8 protein-coding genes are annotated in these 17,634 nt (G+C 42.0%); 4 read left to right on the top strand and 4 right to left on the bottom strand.

Annotated elements, in window-relative coordinates:
* On the bottom strand, nucleotides 1-6,276 hold a 6,276-nt coding region (locus J4N25_RS17855; RefSeq protein WP_207423166.1), incomplete at its 3' end, for a beta strand repeat-containing protein.
* Between the two features lie 216 nt (nucleotides 6,277-6,492).
* Between J4N25_RS17855 and J4N25_RS17860 the strand changes: the two genes are divergently transcribed.
* From J4N25_RS17860 to J4N25_RS17875, 4 genes are all read left to right on the top strand, one after another.
* On the top strand, nucleotides 6,493-6,951 hold the full coding sequence (locus J4N25_RS17860; RefSeq protein WP_207423167.1) for a Rossmann-fold NAD(P)-binding domain-containing protein: 459 nt from the start codon (nucleotides 6,493-6,495) through the stop codon (nucleotides 6,949-6,951).
* Nucleotides 6,952-7,065: 114 nt separating this feature from the next.
* Entirely contained in the window at nucleotides 7,066-8,178 is a 1,113-nt protein-coding gene (locus J4N25_RS17865) for an acyltransferase family protein (protein WP_207423168.1), read from the top strand.
* 255 nt (nucleotides 8,179-8,433) lie between these two features.
* On the top strand, nucleotides 8,434-8,940 hold the full coding sequence (locus tag J4N25_RS17870; RefSeq protein ID WP_242695932.1) for a DinB family protein: 507 nt from the start codon (nucleotides 8,434-8,436) through the stop codon (nucleotides 8,938-8,940).
* Nucleotides 8,941-9,455: 515 nt separating this feature from the next.
* Nucleotides 9,456-11,570: a glycoside hydrolase family 97 protein gene (locus J4N25_RS17875; protein ID WP_207423169.1), complete on the top strand. Its 2,115-nt coding sequence runs from the start codon at nucleotides 9,456-9,458 to the stop codon at nucleotides 11,568-11,570.
* Nucleotides 11,571-11,668: 98 nt separating this feature from the next.
* On the opposite strand, the gene J4N25_RS17880 is transcribed toward J4N25_RS17875, so the two are convergent.
* The 3 genes from J4N25_RS17880 to J4N25_RS17890 all read right to left on the bottom strand — a co-directional run bounded on the left by J4N25_RS17880 (nucleotide 11,669) and on the right by J4N25_RS17890 (nucleotide 17,619).
* Entirely contained in the window at nucleotides 11,669-13,168 is a 1,500-nt protein-coding gene (locus J4N25_RS17880; RefSeq protein WP_207423170.1) for a calcineurin-like phosphoesterase C-terminal domain-containing protein, read from the bottom strand.
* 33 nt (nucleotides 13,169-13,201) lie between these two features.
* Nucleotides 13,202-15,658: a bifunctional YncE family protein/alkaline phosphatase family protein gene (locus J4N25_RS17885; RefSeq protein WP_207423171.1), complete on the bottom strand. Its 2,457-nt coding sequence runs from the start codon at nucleotides 15,656-15,658 to the stop codon at nucleotides 13,202-13,204.
* A 392-nt stretch (nucleotides 15,659-16,050) separates the two neighbouring features.
* Nucleotides 16,051-17,619, bottom strand: coding sequence for a DUF5689 domain-containing protein (locus J4N25_RS17890; RefSeq protein ID WP_207423172.1), 1,569 nt, complete (start codon nucleotides 17,617-17,619; stop codon nucleotides 16,051-16,053).
* Between the last annotated feature and the right edge of the window lie 15 nt (nucleotides 17,620-17,634).

Below are 17,634 nucleotides of genomic sequence, written 5' to 3' on the forward strand. Positions count from 1 at the left end.
AGAGAAGGTTGCCAGACCAGAGGCATTAGTGGTAGCCGTTAAGGTACTTCCTAAGTTTCCAGAACCAGTTGCAACAGAAGCTGTGATAACAACACCTGATTGAGCCACATTATTACCAGAAGCATCTTTTAGTTGTACTGCTGGTTGCTGAACAAATGCAGAACCGCTAACAGCAGTAGCTGAAGGCTGCGTAGCAATAACAAGTGCAGTTGCAGATCCAGCATTAACAGTGATGGTATTAGACGTAGCAGCAGTTATACCTGTTGCAGAAAAGCTTAATGTTCTGTCACCAGCAACACCTGTAATAACAAGATCAGAGAAAGTAGCCAGACCAGAGGCATTAGTGGTAGCCGTTAAGGTGCCTCCTAAGTTTCCAGAACCAGTTGCAACAGAAGCTGTGATAACAACACCTGATTGAGCCACATTATTACCAGAAGCATCTTTTAGTTGTACTGCTGGTTGCTGAACAAATGCAGAACCGCTAACAGCAGTAGTTGAAGGCTGCGTAGCAATAACAAGTGCAGTTGCAGATCCAGCATTAACAGTGATGGTATTTGAAGTAGCAGCAGTTAAACCTGCAGCAGTGAAGCTTAAGGTTCTGTCGCCAGCAACACCTGTAATTACAAGATCAGAGAAGGTAGCCTGACCAGAAGCGTTGGTGGTAGCAGTAAGTGTACCTCCTAAGTTTCCAGAACTAGTTGCAACAGAAGCTGTGATAACAACACCTGATTGAGCCACATTATTACCAGAAACATCTTTTAGTTGTACTGCCGGTTGTTGAGCAAAAGCTGAACCGCTAACAGCAGTAGCTGAAGGTTGCGTTGCGATAGCAAGTGCAGTTGCTGCACCTGCGTTAACAGTAATGGTATTAGATGTAGCAGCGGTTAAACCTGCAGCAGTAAAGCTTAAGGTTCTGTCGCCAGCAACACCTGTGATAGCCAGATCAGAGAAAGTAGCCAGACCAGAAGCATTGGTGGTAGCCGTTAGGGTACCTGCTAAGTTTCCAGAACCAGTTGCAACAGAAGCTGTGATAACAACACCTGATTGAGCCACATTATTACCAGAAGCATCTTTCAGTTGTACTGCTGGTTGCTGAGCAAAAGCAGAACCACTAACAGCAGTTGCTGAAGGCTGCGTAGCAATAACAAGTGCAGTTGCTGCACCTGCGTTAACAGTAATCGTATTAGACGTAGCAGCAGTTATACCTGTTGCAGAAAAGCTTAAAGTTCTGTCGCCAGCAACACCTGTAATAGCCAGGTTAGAGAAGGTAGCCAGACCAGAAGCGTTAGTTAATGCTTTAAGTGTTCCACCTATTGTTCCGTTTCCACTTGCAATGGCAACAGTAACTTCCACATTCTCCTGAGCCACATTATTACCAGAAACATCTTTTAGTTGTACTGCCGGTTGCTGAGCAAATGCCGAACCACTGGTTGCAGTAGCTGAAGGCTGCGTAGCAATAGCCAATTGAGTTGCTGCACCAGCATTAATAGTGATGGTATTCGATGTAGCAGCAGTTAAACCTGCAGCGGTAAAGCTTAAGGTCCTGTCACCAGCAACACCTGTGATAACAAGATCAGAGAAAGTAGCCAGACCAGAAGCATTAGTGGTAGCCGTTAAGGTGCCTCCTAAGTTTCCAGAACCAGTTGCAACAGAAGCTGTGATAACAACACCTGATTGGGCAACATTATTACCAGAAGCATCTTTTAGTTGTACTGCCGGTTGTTGAGCAAATGCAGAACCGCTAACAGCGGTTGTGCTTGGCTGAGTGGTAATAGCAAGAGCAGTTGCTGCACCTGCGTTAACAGTAATCGTATTAGACGTAGCAGCAGTTAAACCTGCAGCAGAAAAGCTTAATGTTCTGTCACCAGCAACACCTGTAATAACAAGATCAGAGAAAGTAGCCAGACCAGAGGCATTAGTGGTAGCCGTTAGGGTACCTGCTAAGTTTCCAGAACCAGTTGCAACAGAAGCTGTGATAACAACACTTGATTGAGCCACATTATTACCAGAAGCATCTTTTAGTTGTATTGCCGGTTGCCGAGCAAATGCCGAACCACTGGTTGCAGTAGCTGAAGGCTGCGTAGCAATAGCCAGTTGAGTTGCTGCACCAGCATTAACAGTGATGGTATTTGACGTGGCAGCAGTTAAACTTGCAGCCGTAAAGCTTAAAGTTCTGTCACCAGCAACACCTGTAATAGCTAGGTTAGAGAAGGTTGCCAGACCAGAGGCATTAGTGGTAGCCGTTAAGGTACTTCCTAAGTTTCCAGAACCAGTTGCAACAGAAGCTGTGATAACAACACCTGATTGAGCCACATTATTACCAGAAGCATCTTTTAGTTGTACTGCTGGTTGCTGAACAAATGCAGAACCGCTAACAGCAGTAGCTGAAGGCTGCGTAGCAATAACAAGTGCAGTTGCAGATCCAGCATTAACAGTGATGGTATTAGACGTAGCAGCAGTTATACCTGTTGCAGAAAAGCTTAATGTTCTGTCACCAGCAACACCTGTAATAACAAGATCAGAGAAAGTAGCCAGACCAGAGGCATTAGTGGTAGCCGTTAAGGTGCCTCCTAAGTTTCCAGAACCAGTTGCAACAGAAGCTGTGATAACAACACCTGATTGAGCCACATTATTACCAGAAGCATCTTTTAGTTGTACTGCTGGTTGCTGAACAAATGCAGAACCGCTAACAGCAGTAGCTGAAGGTTGCGTTGCGATAGCAAGTGCAGTTGCTGCACCTGCGTTAACAGTAATGGTATTAGATGTAGCAGCGGTTAAACCTGCAGCAGTAAAGCTTAAGGTTCTGTCGCCAGCAACACCTGTGATAGCCAGATCAGAGAAAGTAGCCAGACCAGAAGCATTGGTGGTAGCCGTTAGGGTACCTGCTAAGTTTCCAGAACCAGTTGCAACAGAAGCTGTGATAACAACACCTGATTGAGCCACATTATTACCAGAAGCATCTTTTAGTTGTACTGCTGGTTGCTGAGCAAAAGCAGAACCACTAACAGCAGTAGCTGAAGGCTGCGTAGCAATAACAAGTGCAGTTGCAGATCCAGCATTAACAGTAATCGTATTGGAAGTGGCAGCAGTTAAACCTGCAGCCGTAAAGCCTAAAGTCCTGTCGCCTGTAACACCGGTAATCTTAAGGTCCGTAAAAGTAGCTTGTCCGGCAGCATCAGTAGTAGCTGTTAATGTTCCTCCTAAAATTCCGGATCCACTAACAATAGATGCAGTAATAAGCACTCCTGATTGTGCCACATTTACTCCTGCAACATCCTGAAGTTGAACAGTTGGTTGCTGAGCAAAAGCACTACCGCTATTTGCAGCTGAACTAGGTTGGGTTGCTATAACTAAATGCGTCGCCGGTGCTGTTCCGGTTACAGTTATTGAGTTAGAATTTGTTGCGGTAATACCTGTGACATTTGATGCTGAGAAGGATAGAGTATGATTGCCATTTCCGGAAATCAATAAATCACTAAACACGGCCACACCATTAACTGCTGTAACCGTTTTGGTACCCGCCAGGGTTCCAGTTCCGGAGGCAATTGAAACATTTATGGTTGTATTATTATCGTTAGTAGCAATATTCCCATAACCATCATATAACGTAATTTTCGGCTGGGTAGAAAAGGCCACTCCTGAACTCGCTGTAGAAGAAGGCTGTTGTGAAACTTGAATAGATTTTACAGGACCTGGCACTACTGTGAAGGTGTTGGATGTTCCTTTTGTGTAAGGATCATCAGCGCCATAAGTTGTTAGGGTGTGAGATCCAGCTTTTGTGAGCGTAAGACTGTGGCTTAGCGTTCCGGCCGTAAAAGCAGCTGTCGGACCAGCTCCATAATATATGCCAAGATTGGATGTTAAACTATTTTTCCCAGTATAGCCAGTGTATAAACTGTTAGAACTATTTCTTGAAGTAATATAGACGTTAAAAGGAACGCCCGCTACCTGTTGTCCTATATTTCCACCTCCAATAGCTTCTATCATGAAAGATTCGGCCCCTGTTACAATAACTTCATTAGAATAGGCACTTTCAACAGAACTTTTGGTATTAGTCGCTCTTACTTTGGCGCCCTTATAAAGGTTGAATCTTTCGTCTTCCAGAACACCGATCGACCATGCTCCTGATGTTCCCGTGTTGGATAGTACCGTTCCATCCACATAAACCTTTACCTGCGTGTCTCCAGAGCTTCCAGTAATCGGACTTTGTTTCTCCTGAATCCCTGTAGTAACTACAGGAGCTCCAGGAACGTTAGCTAAGGAAGTAACAGTGACCGTATTGGAAGCATTACTAAGGCCTTTCCCCATAGCCAGGGCTTTTGCGGATAGGATATCATTACCAGTTAATGTTAAATTGGCTATTGACCATGTACCATATACTGTGACAGTAGTGGATCCAAGAACAGTGGTCCCCCCTTTATACAGTGTAATAGTTGTTCCAGCCTGTTCACTTGAGGTTCCGCTCACAGTTTTTCCTGCTCCTTCTATATACGTTCCCGTTATCGCCGGCGCAGCTGATTGAGCAGCACTTGCAGAAGTTACAATTACAGTGTTAGATAGATCTGAAAGGAAATAGTTGCTTAAATTCCCAAGGGCTCTTGCTGTTACTCTGTCGCCTTCAGCAAATCCTGTGTAACTTAGTGTAGTTGTATTGGGCGAAGCAATTGTACTTGCTGATGTTGCAACAAGAGATCCGTTTACATATAAATATAGAGTTGAATTCGAGAAGTTACTTTGAACTACTACACCTGTAGAACCAGAAGAAGGAGAAATGCTAGATGTAGTTATTATTGGGGCAGGGGTTATAACTTCTGAACCAACGGAGCCGCCGGAGTAGGCAGACTGGCAGCTACCAACAGTTGCCGTTGCATAAAAAACGCCCGAGTTAATGTTTCCTGTTCCACCTATAGAAAATGTCCATGTTCCATCGGTAGCTGCATAAGTAGTCGTACCTGGGTTGATCTCAGAAAAAGTTTTATTAGGAAGTTGTTCAAACAGTCGAATCCTAACCTGTCCGTTATTTGTTGTCCCCGAGTTCCAGGTACCTTGTATTGTTTTCTGACCATTGTTTCTCGCGGTTATTATTGGCGCTACTGTATAGCAAGGAGAACCTGTTACCTCAACAATATTAGAGGCTGCTGATTCGGACTTGCCAGAAGCAACAGCTGTTGCGTAGATCAGGTCTGTTTTATTTAAAGTAACTCCTGCAGGTATTGTCCAAGACCAGCCTCCAGAGATAACAGTCGGCGAAGATGTAAGCAAAGTATAACTTCCCGTGCCTACTTTTCTGTAAAGGTTTATTTGGGTTCCATCAACTTCCTGACTTACTCCGGATATACTAGTGCTATTTATAGATATATTGCTGGTAATTGTAGGAGCATAACTTATTAAAGCCGAGAAGGACCCACCTGCAGTTAAGTTGTTGAGATTGGTCGGAGGAAATGTTGTAATAATGGTTTTCCAGATCTTTGATTTATCTGCTCCATATAACTGATCGTTGATACCATTGATATCAGAATAAGTACCTGTTATTCCACTTTGAGCGCTTGTTATTGTAGTTGCGCCAAATCGGACGTTAGTGCTTATTCCTAGATCATTGAATGGAACATAATAGTCATAAAAATAATCAGGATCCCCGTCATTCGTACTGTAGGCAATTGATTTCTGATAATGTGAATCCAGATCGTAAGTTTTGGTGTCAGAAATTGATCCTGTAGCTACATTATGAGTGTAGATTTTTACTCCAAAGCCCGTTTCAAGTATTACTTCCTTTTCAAAGCCCGGATTCGATCCGTTTCCAGAAAACTGATTGTCGGTATCTATCAATAGGGAGTACCCCTTTCTGGCAGTGGAGGTCTTCCCAATCCGAAAGCGTACGATGAAATAGTCTATTCCTTTTACTGTCCTTTTAAGTACAAAAACAGAATTTGAGCCATCTAAACTCACGATCTCGGTATGACCACCGGAGGCACCTGTAGAAAGGTCGGCTGAAGGCTCTGTAACTAAAAGAGGAATGGACACCATCTGCAGTTCACTTGATGTGCCATAATCTTTACTAGCAAAACCGGAGGAAGTTAACGATGTATACCCATCTCCATTAGGATCCATCACGGAACGGTAGGTTGTATCGGATACGGGTTTGAAGATTAAACCAGGGGCTTGGGCTCTTAACTCGCTGTTGCTAAGCCCTAAAAGAAATAATAAAACAGCAAAAAAGACTCCAAAGTTAAGGCAAAAAAGAGCGCCGGCCTTGGCTAACAAAGCTTTTTTAAACATCTAATAAAAATTGAAAGGATCTTCTCCTTAGTCCAAACTCTATTCAGCTACCAGAAAAGGTAGTAGCTGAAATGCATTCGTCTACGCTATTAGGACAATTATGTTACCTTGCTGATACTTTTTTTTAACAAATTTGATAATCATCACTTTACCCCTTGACTATACTCATGTTGTAATATCATGCAACTATCTACTTTTGTACTAAATCCTAATGAAATGAGAGCCATAGCATATAGTATAAGATCGAGCGAGAAAGAGCCGCTGGCACTTGCCAATGTGAGGAGGCATCTTATTACACTAATTACAAACCCTCTGACTCTCGCAACGGCTGATTTTGCAGAGGGCAAAGAGGCTGTTATAGTTTCTTCATGTGATGAGCTTACTGGAGAAGTTGTGGACAGACTTGTTGATTTAGGAGTAAGATATATATTAATTAAGGGTTCCAAGGCTTATAGCACAGCTTCGCCGATACTTTCCCGGACAGACAAACCACTGCAAGTTATTGATCTGAGCTTTCTGTTTCATCAGAATAATTTGAAGGAAGATTTGATCGACGAGCAGGTGGCCCTACACATCGTTTATAGCCTTAACCGTTGGGAAGAAGGGAAGTGCGAGGAAATATCTTATCCGGCAGCCTATTCACACACCTCGAACGAAATTCGAAGATCAGCTTAATAGTAGTAAAATTATCAGCATTTATTTGTGTAAAAGCATTTCTGATAATGTGTGTAATTGGCTGGGGAATTATTGGATTTTTTTAGCAATTTTCCCGCCTCAAACACACCACTTATGAACGAAAATCTATCCGCCTCTAAGCCGCACTATCCCATTTTAGATGGTCTCCGGGGCGTTGCTGCAATTACAGTTGTTATCTTTCATATTTTCGAAGCCCATGCTACCAGTCACCTTGATCAAATCGTAAATCACGGTTACCTTGCTGTCGATTTCTTTTTCCTGCTCTCAGGGTTTGTGATCGGCTACGCCTATGATGATCGCTGGGAGAAAATGACAATTGGGGATTTTTTCAAACGCCGTTTAGTCCGTCTTCAGCCTATGGTTGTCTTGGGCATGATTATTGGCGCTATATGTTTTTATTTCTCTGCGTCACCAGTATTTCCCGAAATTCATGCCGTCCCTCTATGGAAAGTTATTCTTACCATGTTTATTGGCTTTACTCTTTTACCTCTTCCGGTCTCAAGGGATATCAGGGGTTGGCAGGAAATGCACCCGTTGAATGGGCCGGGATGGTCGCTCTTCTTTGAATATCTAGCTAATATTTTTTATGCACTGGGCTTACGTAAACTTTCAAAAATGGCCCTCTGGTTATTAGTAACTATCACAGCTGCTTTACTGGTTCATTACGCTGTGACAAGCAAAAACGGAGACGTAGTGGGTGGATGGTCCCTTACTCCAGAGCAATTACGTGTTGGTTTCACCCGTATGCTCTTTCCTTTTTTCGGAGGATTATTGCTGTTTCGTGTTTCTAAGCTTACCCAGGTAAAGAACGCATTTCTTATGTGCAGTTTACTGCTTTTTATCATATTAGCCTTCCCAAGGGTCGGAGGTAAGGATCACCTCTGGATGAACGGCCTTTATGATTCTTTAAGTATCATTCTGATTTTTCCGCTTATCGTTTACCTCGGGGCGAGTGGTAAATTGCATACCGAAAGGGAATCAAAACTCTGTAAATGGCTGGGCGACCTTTCATACCCTCTTTATATCACTCATTATCCTCTTATCTATATTTATTTTGGATGGGTTAGTGAACACAAGAATGCAGAATTACCCGAAATTCTACTTCGTGCTGGTGCTACTTTTATCGCTGCCATTATAATTGGCTATTCTAGTTTGAAGCTTTACGACGAACCAGTGAGAGCCTGGTTGAAGAAGAAATCTTCATAAGCAGAAGCTCTCAAACAGAGGACGAAAGTAGCTTGAAGGTTTTTTTTGTCCAATAAAAAACAATTAGACTTTGAAGAAAAACCTCAATGAGCAGAAACTCACAAACGAAAGATGAAAGTTTTACGGAGGTACTTTCTGTCCTCTTAAAACCAATTAAACTTTCAGAAGAAAGTATAAATTAATTTTTTTCCAAATCCTGCTGACATAGGGTTGTCATCTGTCCCCGGTTTCTTTGCTAGACAAAATCTAAAAATCATGGAAACTACTCAAATGACAGAAAAATTAAATCAGGTAATGACTTCCGAACAGTTACTAGCCCACTGGCAGGGACACCGCGCTCTTACGCGTCGCGTAATTGAGGCTTTCCCTGAAGACAAAATGTTTGATTACTCAATAGGTGGAATGAGACCTTTTGTTGGTTTGATGGTTGAATTGATAGACTTGGCAGATGGTGGAGTGGAAGGATTAGCCACAGGTAACTGGAAACCAAGCGAAGAAATGGCACACGTTACAGGTAATGTTCCCCAAAGTAAGGAAGAACTTCTGTCCAAATGGGATGAAGTAACCGAAAAGATAAATCTATTCTTTCCACAAATCGCTGAAGATAGATTTCAGGAGCATGTTCTGGCTTTTGGCCAGTATGAGGGTACCGTATCATCCACCTTATTCTACTTTATCGATAATGAAATCCATCATAGGGGCCAGGCGTATGTTTACTTACGCTCATTAGGGATTAATCCGCCGTTCTTCTGGGAAAGATAAATAACGTTTGTCATTTCATAAAAAAAGGGAGTTGCAGAACGCACTCCCTTCTAAAAATTCACCCTTTATCTAACCTATGAAAATCTCTTTGCGATATATCTTTGTGTACGTAGATACAAGTCATTAGGTTGCACCTAAAAGAAATCCAACCTCAGGGACCAATTACCTAAGTCAAAATTTCAGCCTTCATTTACTTCAAATAACCTTCCTTTTTTTAACAGAGTTATGTTTTTAAACCTTCTGATACCTCTAAAATCACCTTAAATTACTTTCAATTTTTTCTTATTGCCTAAATTGTAATTGTCTGATAATTAGGTTGTTGTGTTTTTTGTGGGCCTTTTTTGTTTAAATAATTATTAAAGAAATAGCTTTTCAGCAACGCTCCAGTGAAATTTGTCTTGTCGTTCGAAACTGCCAAATATAAAATGACAGAGAAGAACTAACCATTGTAAAATAGCCAGGGTCAACCCGTTTCGCAGGGTTCATACCAAACATTAAACACACTGAATTAATATATGAAACGACTATTAGTCCTCGCGTTTTTTGTGCTTCTGCTTATACCAACTGCAATAGCACAGATCCTTAAGTCTCCTGACGGAGAATTTACTATGAATTTTTCATTATCGTCTGCTGGTTCACCCATGTATGCCCTTACTTACAAAGGAAAAACTGTGATAAAACCAAGCAGATTGGGTTTTGAATTGAAGAATGATCAGAAGTCTCTACTTGATGGCTTTAGTCTTACCGATACTAAATCTACTTCCTTTGATCAGACATGGAAGCCAGTATGGGGTGAGGTGAGATCTATAAGGAATAAGTATAACGAACTTGCGGTTACCTTGAATCAAAAGGAAACCAACAGAAGCATTCTGATCCGGTTCCGCTTGTTTGATGATGGATTGGGTTTCCGCTATGAATTCCCGAGTCAGAAGAACCTCATCTATTTCATCATAAAAGAAGAAAAGACTCAATTTGCCATGGCAGGAGATCATACCGCTTTTTGGATTCCTGGTGATTATGACACTCAAGAGTACGATTACACAACCTCTAAACTTTCGGAGATCAGAGGTTTGATGAAAAAGGCAATCACTCCTAACGTATCTCAGACAACTTTTTCCCCTACCGGTGTCCAAACTTCTTTAATGATGAAGTCCACCGATGGCCTCTACATTAATCTGCATGAAGCAGCTCTGATCAATTATCCTTGTATGCACCTTAATCTTGATGATAAAAATCTGGTTTTCGAATCATGGCTAACGCCAGATGCATTGGGTGATAAAGGTTACATGCAGTCTCCGAGAACAACCCCATGGCGTACTATTATTGTAAGTGATGATGCCAGGGAAATCCTCGCTTCAAAAATCACTTACAACCTTAATGATCCTGCTAAAATTGAGGATACCTCCTGGATTAAGCCGGTAAAGTACATTGGAGTTTGGTGGGAAATGATCACCGGAAAAAGCACATGGTCTTATACTAACGATTATCCTTCAGTTTTACTTGGTACCACCGACTTTGCAAAGGCGAAACCAAACGGTACACACGGCGCAACTACAAAGAACGTGAGAAAGTACATCGATTTTGCAGCAACTAACGGCTTTGATGCTGTCTTGGTGGAAGGTTGGAATGTCGGTTGGGAAGACTGGTTTGGTAACTTCAAAGATTACGTTTTTGACTTTGTTACTCCTTATCCTGATTTTAAAGTTTCAGAACTTAATGACTATGCAAAATCTAAAGGAGTAAGGCTGGTTATGCATCACGAGACCAGCGGTTCTTCACGGAACTATGAACGGCATATTGATACTGCTTTTAAATTTATGAATGCTAATGGCTACAATGCTGTGAAAACTGGTTATGTTGGAAGCGTATTGCCAAGAGGAGAATTTCATTACAGTCAGCACCTGATCAACCACTATCAATATACAGTAGAAAAAGCAGCGCAATACAAGATCATGCTTAATGGGCATGAAGCAGTTCGACCTACAGGTATTGCCCGGACTTTTCCTAACCTTATCGGTAACGAAGCTGCGAGGGGAACAGAATATCAGGCAATGGGAGGAAACAATCCTAATCATGTTACCATACTGCCTTTTACCAGGTTGATTGGTGGTCCAATGGATTATACTCCCGGAATACTAGAGCTAGATCTCACCAAAGTTAATCCTAATAATAATTCTCCTTTTAACAGTACTATTGCCAATCAGCTTGCTCTTTATTTAACCATGTATAGCCCTCTTCAAATGGCTGCGGATCTGCCGGAGAATTACATGAAGTATGCGGATGCGTTTCAATTTATTAAGGATGTGGCGGTAGACTGGGACGATTCAAAGTATCTGGAAGCAGAACCCGGAGAATATATTACCGTCGCAAGGAAAGCAAAAGGCACAGGTCAATGGTTTCTCGGAAGTGTTGGAGGCAATACAGCGCGAATGTCTAATATCAGTTTAAGTTTCCTCAACCCAGGCAGGAAATATTCTGCTACAATTTATGCTGATGCTAAGGACGCACACTATAAAACGAATAAGAAAGCATATACGATAAGTAAAGTGAACGTGACCAGCAAAAGCAAGCTAAGTCAGTTCGTCGCGGCAGGTGGAGGCTATGCAATAAGCTTTGTGGAAATAAAATAGATGGATAATTCTAAAGTAAAAAAGACCGACAGCGAATTGCTATCAGTCTTTTTTACTTTAGTCTACAATCAGTAAGACCCAATGTGTTCCATTCGCCCTTATGCAGAAAGATTCAATGTTTCTGTATAGGTCTTGCCAAAGGGATCCGTAGCTACCACCTTAATGGTCTTAACTGTTGATGCCGGTTTAATAAAGAATATATGATCCGTTAGGTTGGGTTCAACCCACTTCCTTATATTAGGTTTTGCACTTCCCAAATACAACTCATAAGCCCAGGGATCATAAGCAGTACGTTGTTCTGGTCGTCCCATTGCTTTACCATCGGCAAACCATTCCAGCTTCCAATTTTTGTCGTAATTCCACACATTAATGCTGGCCTCATCCGGGAAGTCTTTATGTCTGCCTGGCGCATAAATTCTTATCTGATGTTCTTTAGGTTGCCCGGTTGCTTTATAGTACCAGCTTAGCTCATTGCCTTTTACCTCATAGACCCCATAACCAGAAGGAGTTCCATCGCCACAAATTGGTCCTGACCACCAGGCTCCACACACAGTACCATGATTATGTTCTGTCAAATTGCCTTCAATCCATACCTCGTTAAAGTGGGTATGACCAGACATAAAATGAACAGTATAAGCCTTTAGCATATCATATAAACGCTTACGGTTCATCACCACGGCTCCAACTTCCGGTTCAGTTTTTTTGTCTCGCTTAGACTGATTGGTAAAAGTTGGAATGTGAAGATTGATAACAAGTGTAGAGCCGGGCTTAACAAACTTCAAATCCTGCTCGAGCCATTGAAACTGCTTTTCGGTAATATATCCCATATAGTGCTTTTCCAATCCCATGAAGAACACATCATCAAGAACTACATAGTGGATTTTACCTCTGTTGAAAGAATAATAGGCAGGACCAAAGTTCTTCTTGAATGTATCTGCTGAACCTTCGTCTGACCTGGCATTCATATCCAGGTCATGATTCCCGATCACGTTGAAGAACGGAATATTGGCTGTGTGAATAGCTTCACGATAGTCGGCAAAAAGATCAAATTCATCCCAAACAAGGTCGCCGCAACCAACTCCATGAAAAAGAGTTCCGGCAGGATAAGACTTAACAAGATCCCGAAGATCTGGTGCAGATTGCGTTTTAAGTAAGCGCGCATCCTCTTTAGTCTTTATCTGCGGATCAGCCCATACAACGAAATTATGGTTCGTATCATCCTGTTTCAATTTCTGCAACGCAAAGTCGGTAGTAAAAATATTGCTGTCACGCTTAATCGGACTATAGAAACTTGCAATACCTTTCTCGTTAGGTATTTCGTATCCCGAGGGAATGCTGATGTACACAAACTCAGCGGTGTTATTACTTACTAATTCGTAACTACCGTTTTTGCCTGTTGTGGTAATATTTATACCATCTGTAACAGCTACGCCCTCAATCCCTTTTCCGTTGCTATGTACCTTTCCTTTTAAAGTGATATTAGTAAGATCAACAGCTCCTTTAAAAGGATTGGCAAAGCTTTTAAGTAAGGTTCCCGGTGCAGCAAGCAAAGTTCCGGTTAATCCTACCTGTTTTAAAAAGTTTCTTCTGTTAGACATAATTGTGTGTTAATTCTCAGTGTATGTTTTATTTTAATCATCGTCGTCTTTTTTATTCTCCATCAGTACAAAAGCACTGCGGCGGGGAGCCGGCATCACGGAATCTTCGCCTTTTACATATTTCCAAACCACCTCATTCAAATCAAGGTCTGGCGCGGCATCTTCTTTGGCGAAGTTGAACTGTTCAGAGCGTTCTGCACTCTTGTTCCAGGCAACATTCCGTTCTTCAAGGTTAACCTGGGCACTTTTGGCAGTATAAGGCTTTGTGTCCGGAACTGATGTGAAGCATTCAGAAAGCGGTTTGGCAGCTGCATCGTACTGGCTCATTGGTGGTAAGCCAAGGATAAGCTCCATTGTGCGCAGCATACCAGATGTTGAGTACATAGTATGATTGACTGAACCCATTTTTGTGTAGGGACTTATCACAAATGCCGGCGACCTGTGAGCATCGATATGGTCTGATCCGTTTTGCGCGTCGTCCTCCAGTACAAAAATTGCAGACTCTTTCCAGATCGGGCTTTTTGAAATATGTTCAACCAGCCTACCCAGTGCAAGATCATTATCGCCCATTGCGGCGATAGGACTCATCTTTCCTTTCTTCTGTCCGCTGGTGTGATCATTACCGATCCTGATACTACTGAATTGAGGGACCTGATTCACCGCAAGCAATGAGTCAAAGTCTTTCTTGAACACCTCCACACGGTCAATATCTTTAACGTCCATATTGAAACCTTCATAACCAGGGCAAACGCGGCCCTCCAGAGCTTTGATATTAGCCTTCCCATTTGCTCCAAACTCTCCGTAACTGCGGTAGCTTATCCCCGCTCGCTTGCAGTAATCCCAAATGAAACCATCCCGTGGATAGGCAATTTTACGGCTCCCTTCGTAATCATAAGTTCCACCACGGCCACCATAGCTGATCGGCCAGGTCTTCTCAGTATAATCTGTTGCGTAAGCTGCCATACTCCAGTTATGACCGTCAGCACTCACTTCTGCATCTACGTAAAAATTATCCAGTAACACAAACTGCCTTGCCAGTGCGTGATGATTAGGGGTAACCTTTTCGGGGAAAATGCAAAGTGAAGGATCTCCATTTCCTTGAGGCATATCACCAAAAACCTGATCGTAAGTACGGTTTTCTTTTATAATATAGAAAACATGTTTTATAGGCGACTTGGTGTTGGGACCTGAAGGAACAGGGTTTCCTGCTTCGATCTTCGCATTTTGTTCCTTCTCCTTATTGTAAGGAGTATTTGTATACACCTGTGCAGTATAGGCTTTTAGCTGTGCCTCAGTAGGCTTGTCGATAATCGAAAGTGTACCTTTGAAAAGAGCGGCTATATATTGCACTTTCTGATTAGGGGTAATCCCTTTGTGCGAAGCACTATTATCAGTTTTCTTTACTGGTTGTGGTCCCTTTGGGTTGGGCAAAGATGAAAATCCTTTACCATTACTTACCAAGATCTTTTTTCCAACCGTTTTTACTGAAGTAGGATACCAACCCGTTGGAATGAATCCCATAGAACGACTTTTTCCAGGCTCTGATACATTGAACACCGCCAAACAATTATTGTCCGCGTTTGCGATAAATAGAGTCTTTTCATCCTCCGACAGGGCAAGTCCGTTAGTAGTAGACCCTGTCAGCTTAGTAGGATATAAGGTTGCTGAAATGGTCTCAATTACTTTACGTTGAGCCGCATTTATTACAGATACAGAATTATCGCTGGCATTAGCAACATAAATGTACTTCCCTTTATTGGAAACCAATATCTCATTTGGGTGATTCTCCGTTTGAATTTCTGCGACGATCTTCTCTTGTTTGATGTCGTAGACCGCAAGTTTTTCATCTCCCCATAGTGATATATACAACTCAGTTTTTGCCGGATTCAGAACGCAACTGTAGGCCTCAGATTTAAGCTTTATTTTATTGACTCTTTTTTTGATGTTCAGATCAATAACATATAAGCAACTGTCTTCCTTGGTAACGGTATACAACCGGGCACTTTTAGTGTCAACGTCAAGGCCGGCCGGACTTATCTTATTTGGCCATGCTTTTCCCAGCCGGATAGTATCGGCCTTTCCAAATTTGCCGGCAGTAATAGGGTAGGAGAGGATAATATTATCGTTCCCTCCTGACACATAAAGCTGATCACTTTTCTCATTGAATTTTAGCCCGTACCAAGCTTTTTTGATGGAAACAGAGTCTAAGCGTTTTTCTGATTTCGGGTCGATAAGCAAGATACTCTGATCTCCCTGTCCGTTATTCGTCACCGCCAGATATTTCTTGTTGGAAGATAGAGCAGTATTCAATGGAAGGTCGCCAAGAGGCAGAGAACGGCCAGCGGGACTCAAGGACCATCCATTTGGAAGTAGCACTTTCCCCGCTTTCGGATTATTGGTCGGAAGCTGTGCCTGGGAAATCAGTGGTAGGAGTAGGGAAAGGGAGCTAAAAGCCAGGGCTTTTCCTACTTTTTTTACTGTTAGATTCATATTTCGATTGAAGGGTTTCTTGTAAAAAAAATGTTTTGGAGTTAAGTAATCTTTTTAAACTTCACTCTTGCTAAGGGAACTTTGGGCCGGCAGATGGTAGGAGGGGTCTTTCAAGGTAGAGATAAAATCTTTCTTTAGTCGTCTACTTTAGGAGAACTCTCAAACCAAAGGAATTCGAATAAACACGTTCCTTTGATCTTGTATAACAATCCCTGTATAATTAATGTAATACATCATCGATTACCTTTGAAAATCTTAATGATCCAGAAGGTGAGTAAATAAACTATCCGGTAGGCAAGTAGCAACCTATGTTGTGTCTTTGTCTCCGGATAGTTTATAGTCAATGAATTACAGTATTTAAATCCAAATATACTGTGATACTACAGCTGCAATTAGTTAACAACTTTAGTTGCCCCAGTCATTTTCTCAATAACCGATAACGGCGATTTGCTTGTAACTGGTGCTGTTTTATGCGTACGTTTGGTAGTCCATCTTTTTAACGAAGCGTCGTATGTCCCACCGAGATAGCTGAATTCGCTATCTATCGGAACTGCGAATCGGCTGGTATTAGTTCCTTGCAAAAAGAATGGTTGTGGTGTTTGGCCTGACATGGTAGTGTAAAGATCATTGTTAGTAATTGAATAACCCACACCATCACCAAAAATGTTGTTGCCTGTTCCTGCGAAAAATATAACATCAGACGGTTCGGTGGTTTTATCAACAACGAGAGTTGGAAAAATGGCGATCCCGGCAGCATTACCGCTGTTTGCCAGTAAATTTGATGTTCTATCTCCAATGTTCCTTTCTTGCGGCCCTTTTTCGTTATGATATTTGTCGCCCGGAACATTATTATAAAGCTTACTTACAATCCAGTTAGCGTCACTGATATCAGTCGAACCGATACCACCAATCTGTTTAAATCCACCAACATAGAAGAACGTCCCTTTAGCAACGGTTCCTTGTGTTAGATCAAATCTATAAGTTCTAAGACCTCCTGTATTCCAACCTTCTAGTGGAAAGCCAGTTGGTGTTGAGGCTCCAGCGTTATTTGTCGTGTAAACAGTAAATTTCTTCTGTCTGAAGTCCAGATCTTGGGTCGCCATGAACTGGATGTACTCATAATTGGCATCTGTACTAGTAGGATTAGCAAAGTAGCCTGTGATAATTGCCGGGTGAGGACCCAATGGGATTGTAGGGTCTACAATAATACTAGTAGCAAAAAAATCACTCTTTACACGCGGCCATATTTGAGGAATTTTAGTAGTAGCCGAAGGGAGTATGATACCTGTTACCCTCGCTGTCCATGGCAGTTTCTCTAATTTAAAATCTGCAGAACTACTCACATGCATTTCAACTTCTCCAGAGCCATCATTTAGTAATTTTGTGCCTTCGATTGTTTCAATTCCAATATTCGGTTCAAAGTTGCAGTTGTTAAGCATTCCGTAGCATCCTTCAAAGTTGTCTGGTTTTGCTAGGATGGTGGCAGCAGAAAGAGGTGTTCTAAGCAACTTGACGCCAGAAGTTATCTTCTGAACATTAGAAGCTGAAATTCCTGTAATTTGTAATATACCATCAACTCTCTTTAGTACACCGCCTTCTATTTTAACAGTTACTGAATCACCGGGTACGTATGTCGCTGCCGCTTCACCGATGTTAATGGCAATTCCTCTTAACGAATCTATTCCGTTACCTGCTCGCCGTAGATTCTGGATGATTAATAGTCCAGCTGGAAGGTTGTGACCGGAGTGATCTGAGGTAACTTGTCCCGTTACAAAACTCGCCTCCCTGGTTACTTCTTTGGTTAAAACTACCTCAGTTCCCTTATAAAGCTTCCTGATGTCCAAATTAGAAATATAGGGGCTAGGTGTACCTTGAACGAAATCAGTGTCACGTTCGCAAGAGGAAAGAATACCTACCAGAGCTCCAATTATTAGTAGGTGTATTTTTAAAAACTTTTTCATTGAATCTGTCATGAT

This window comes from Desertivirga brevis (assembly GCF_017355835.1).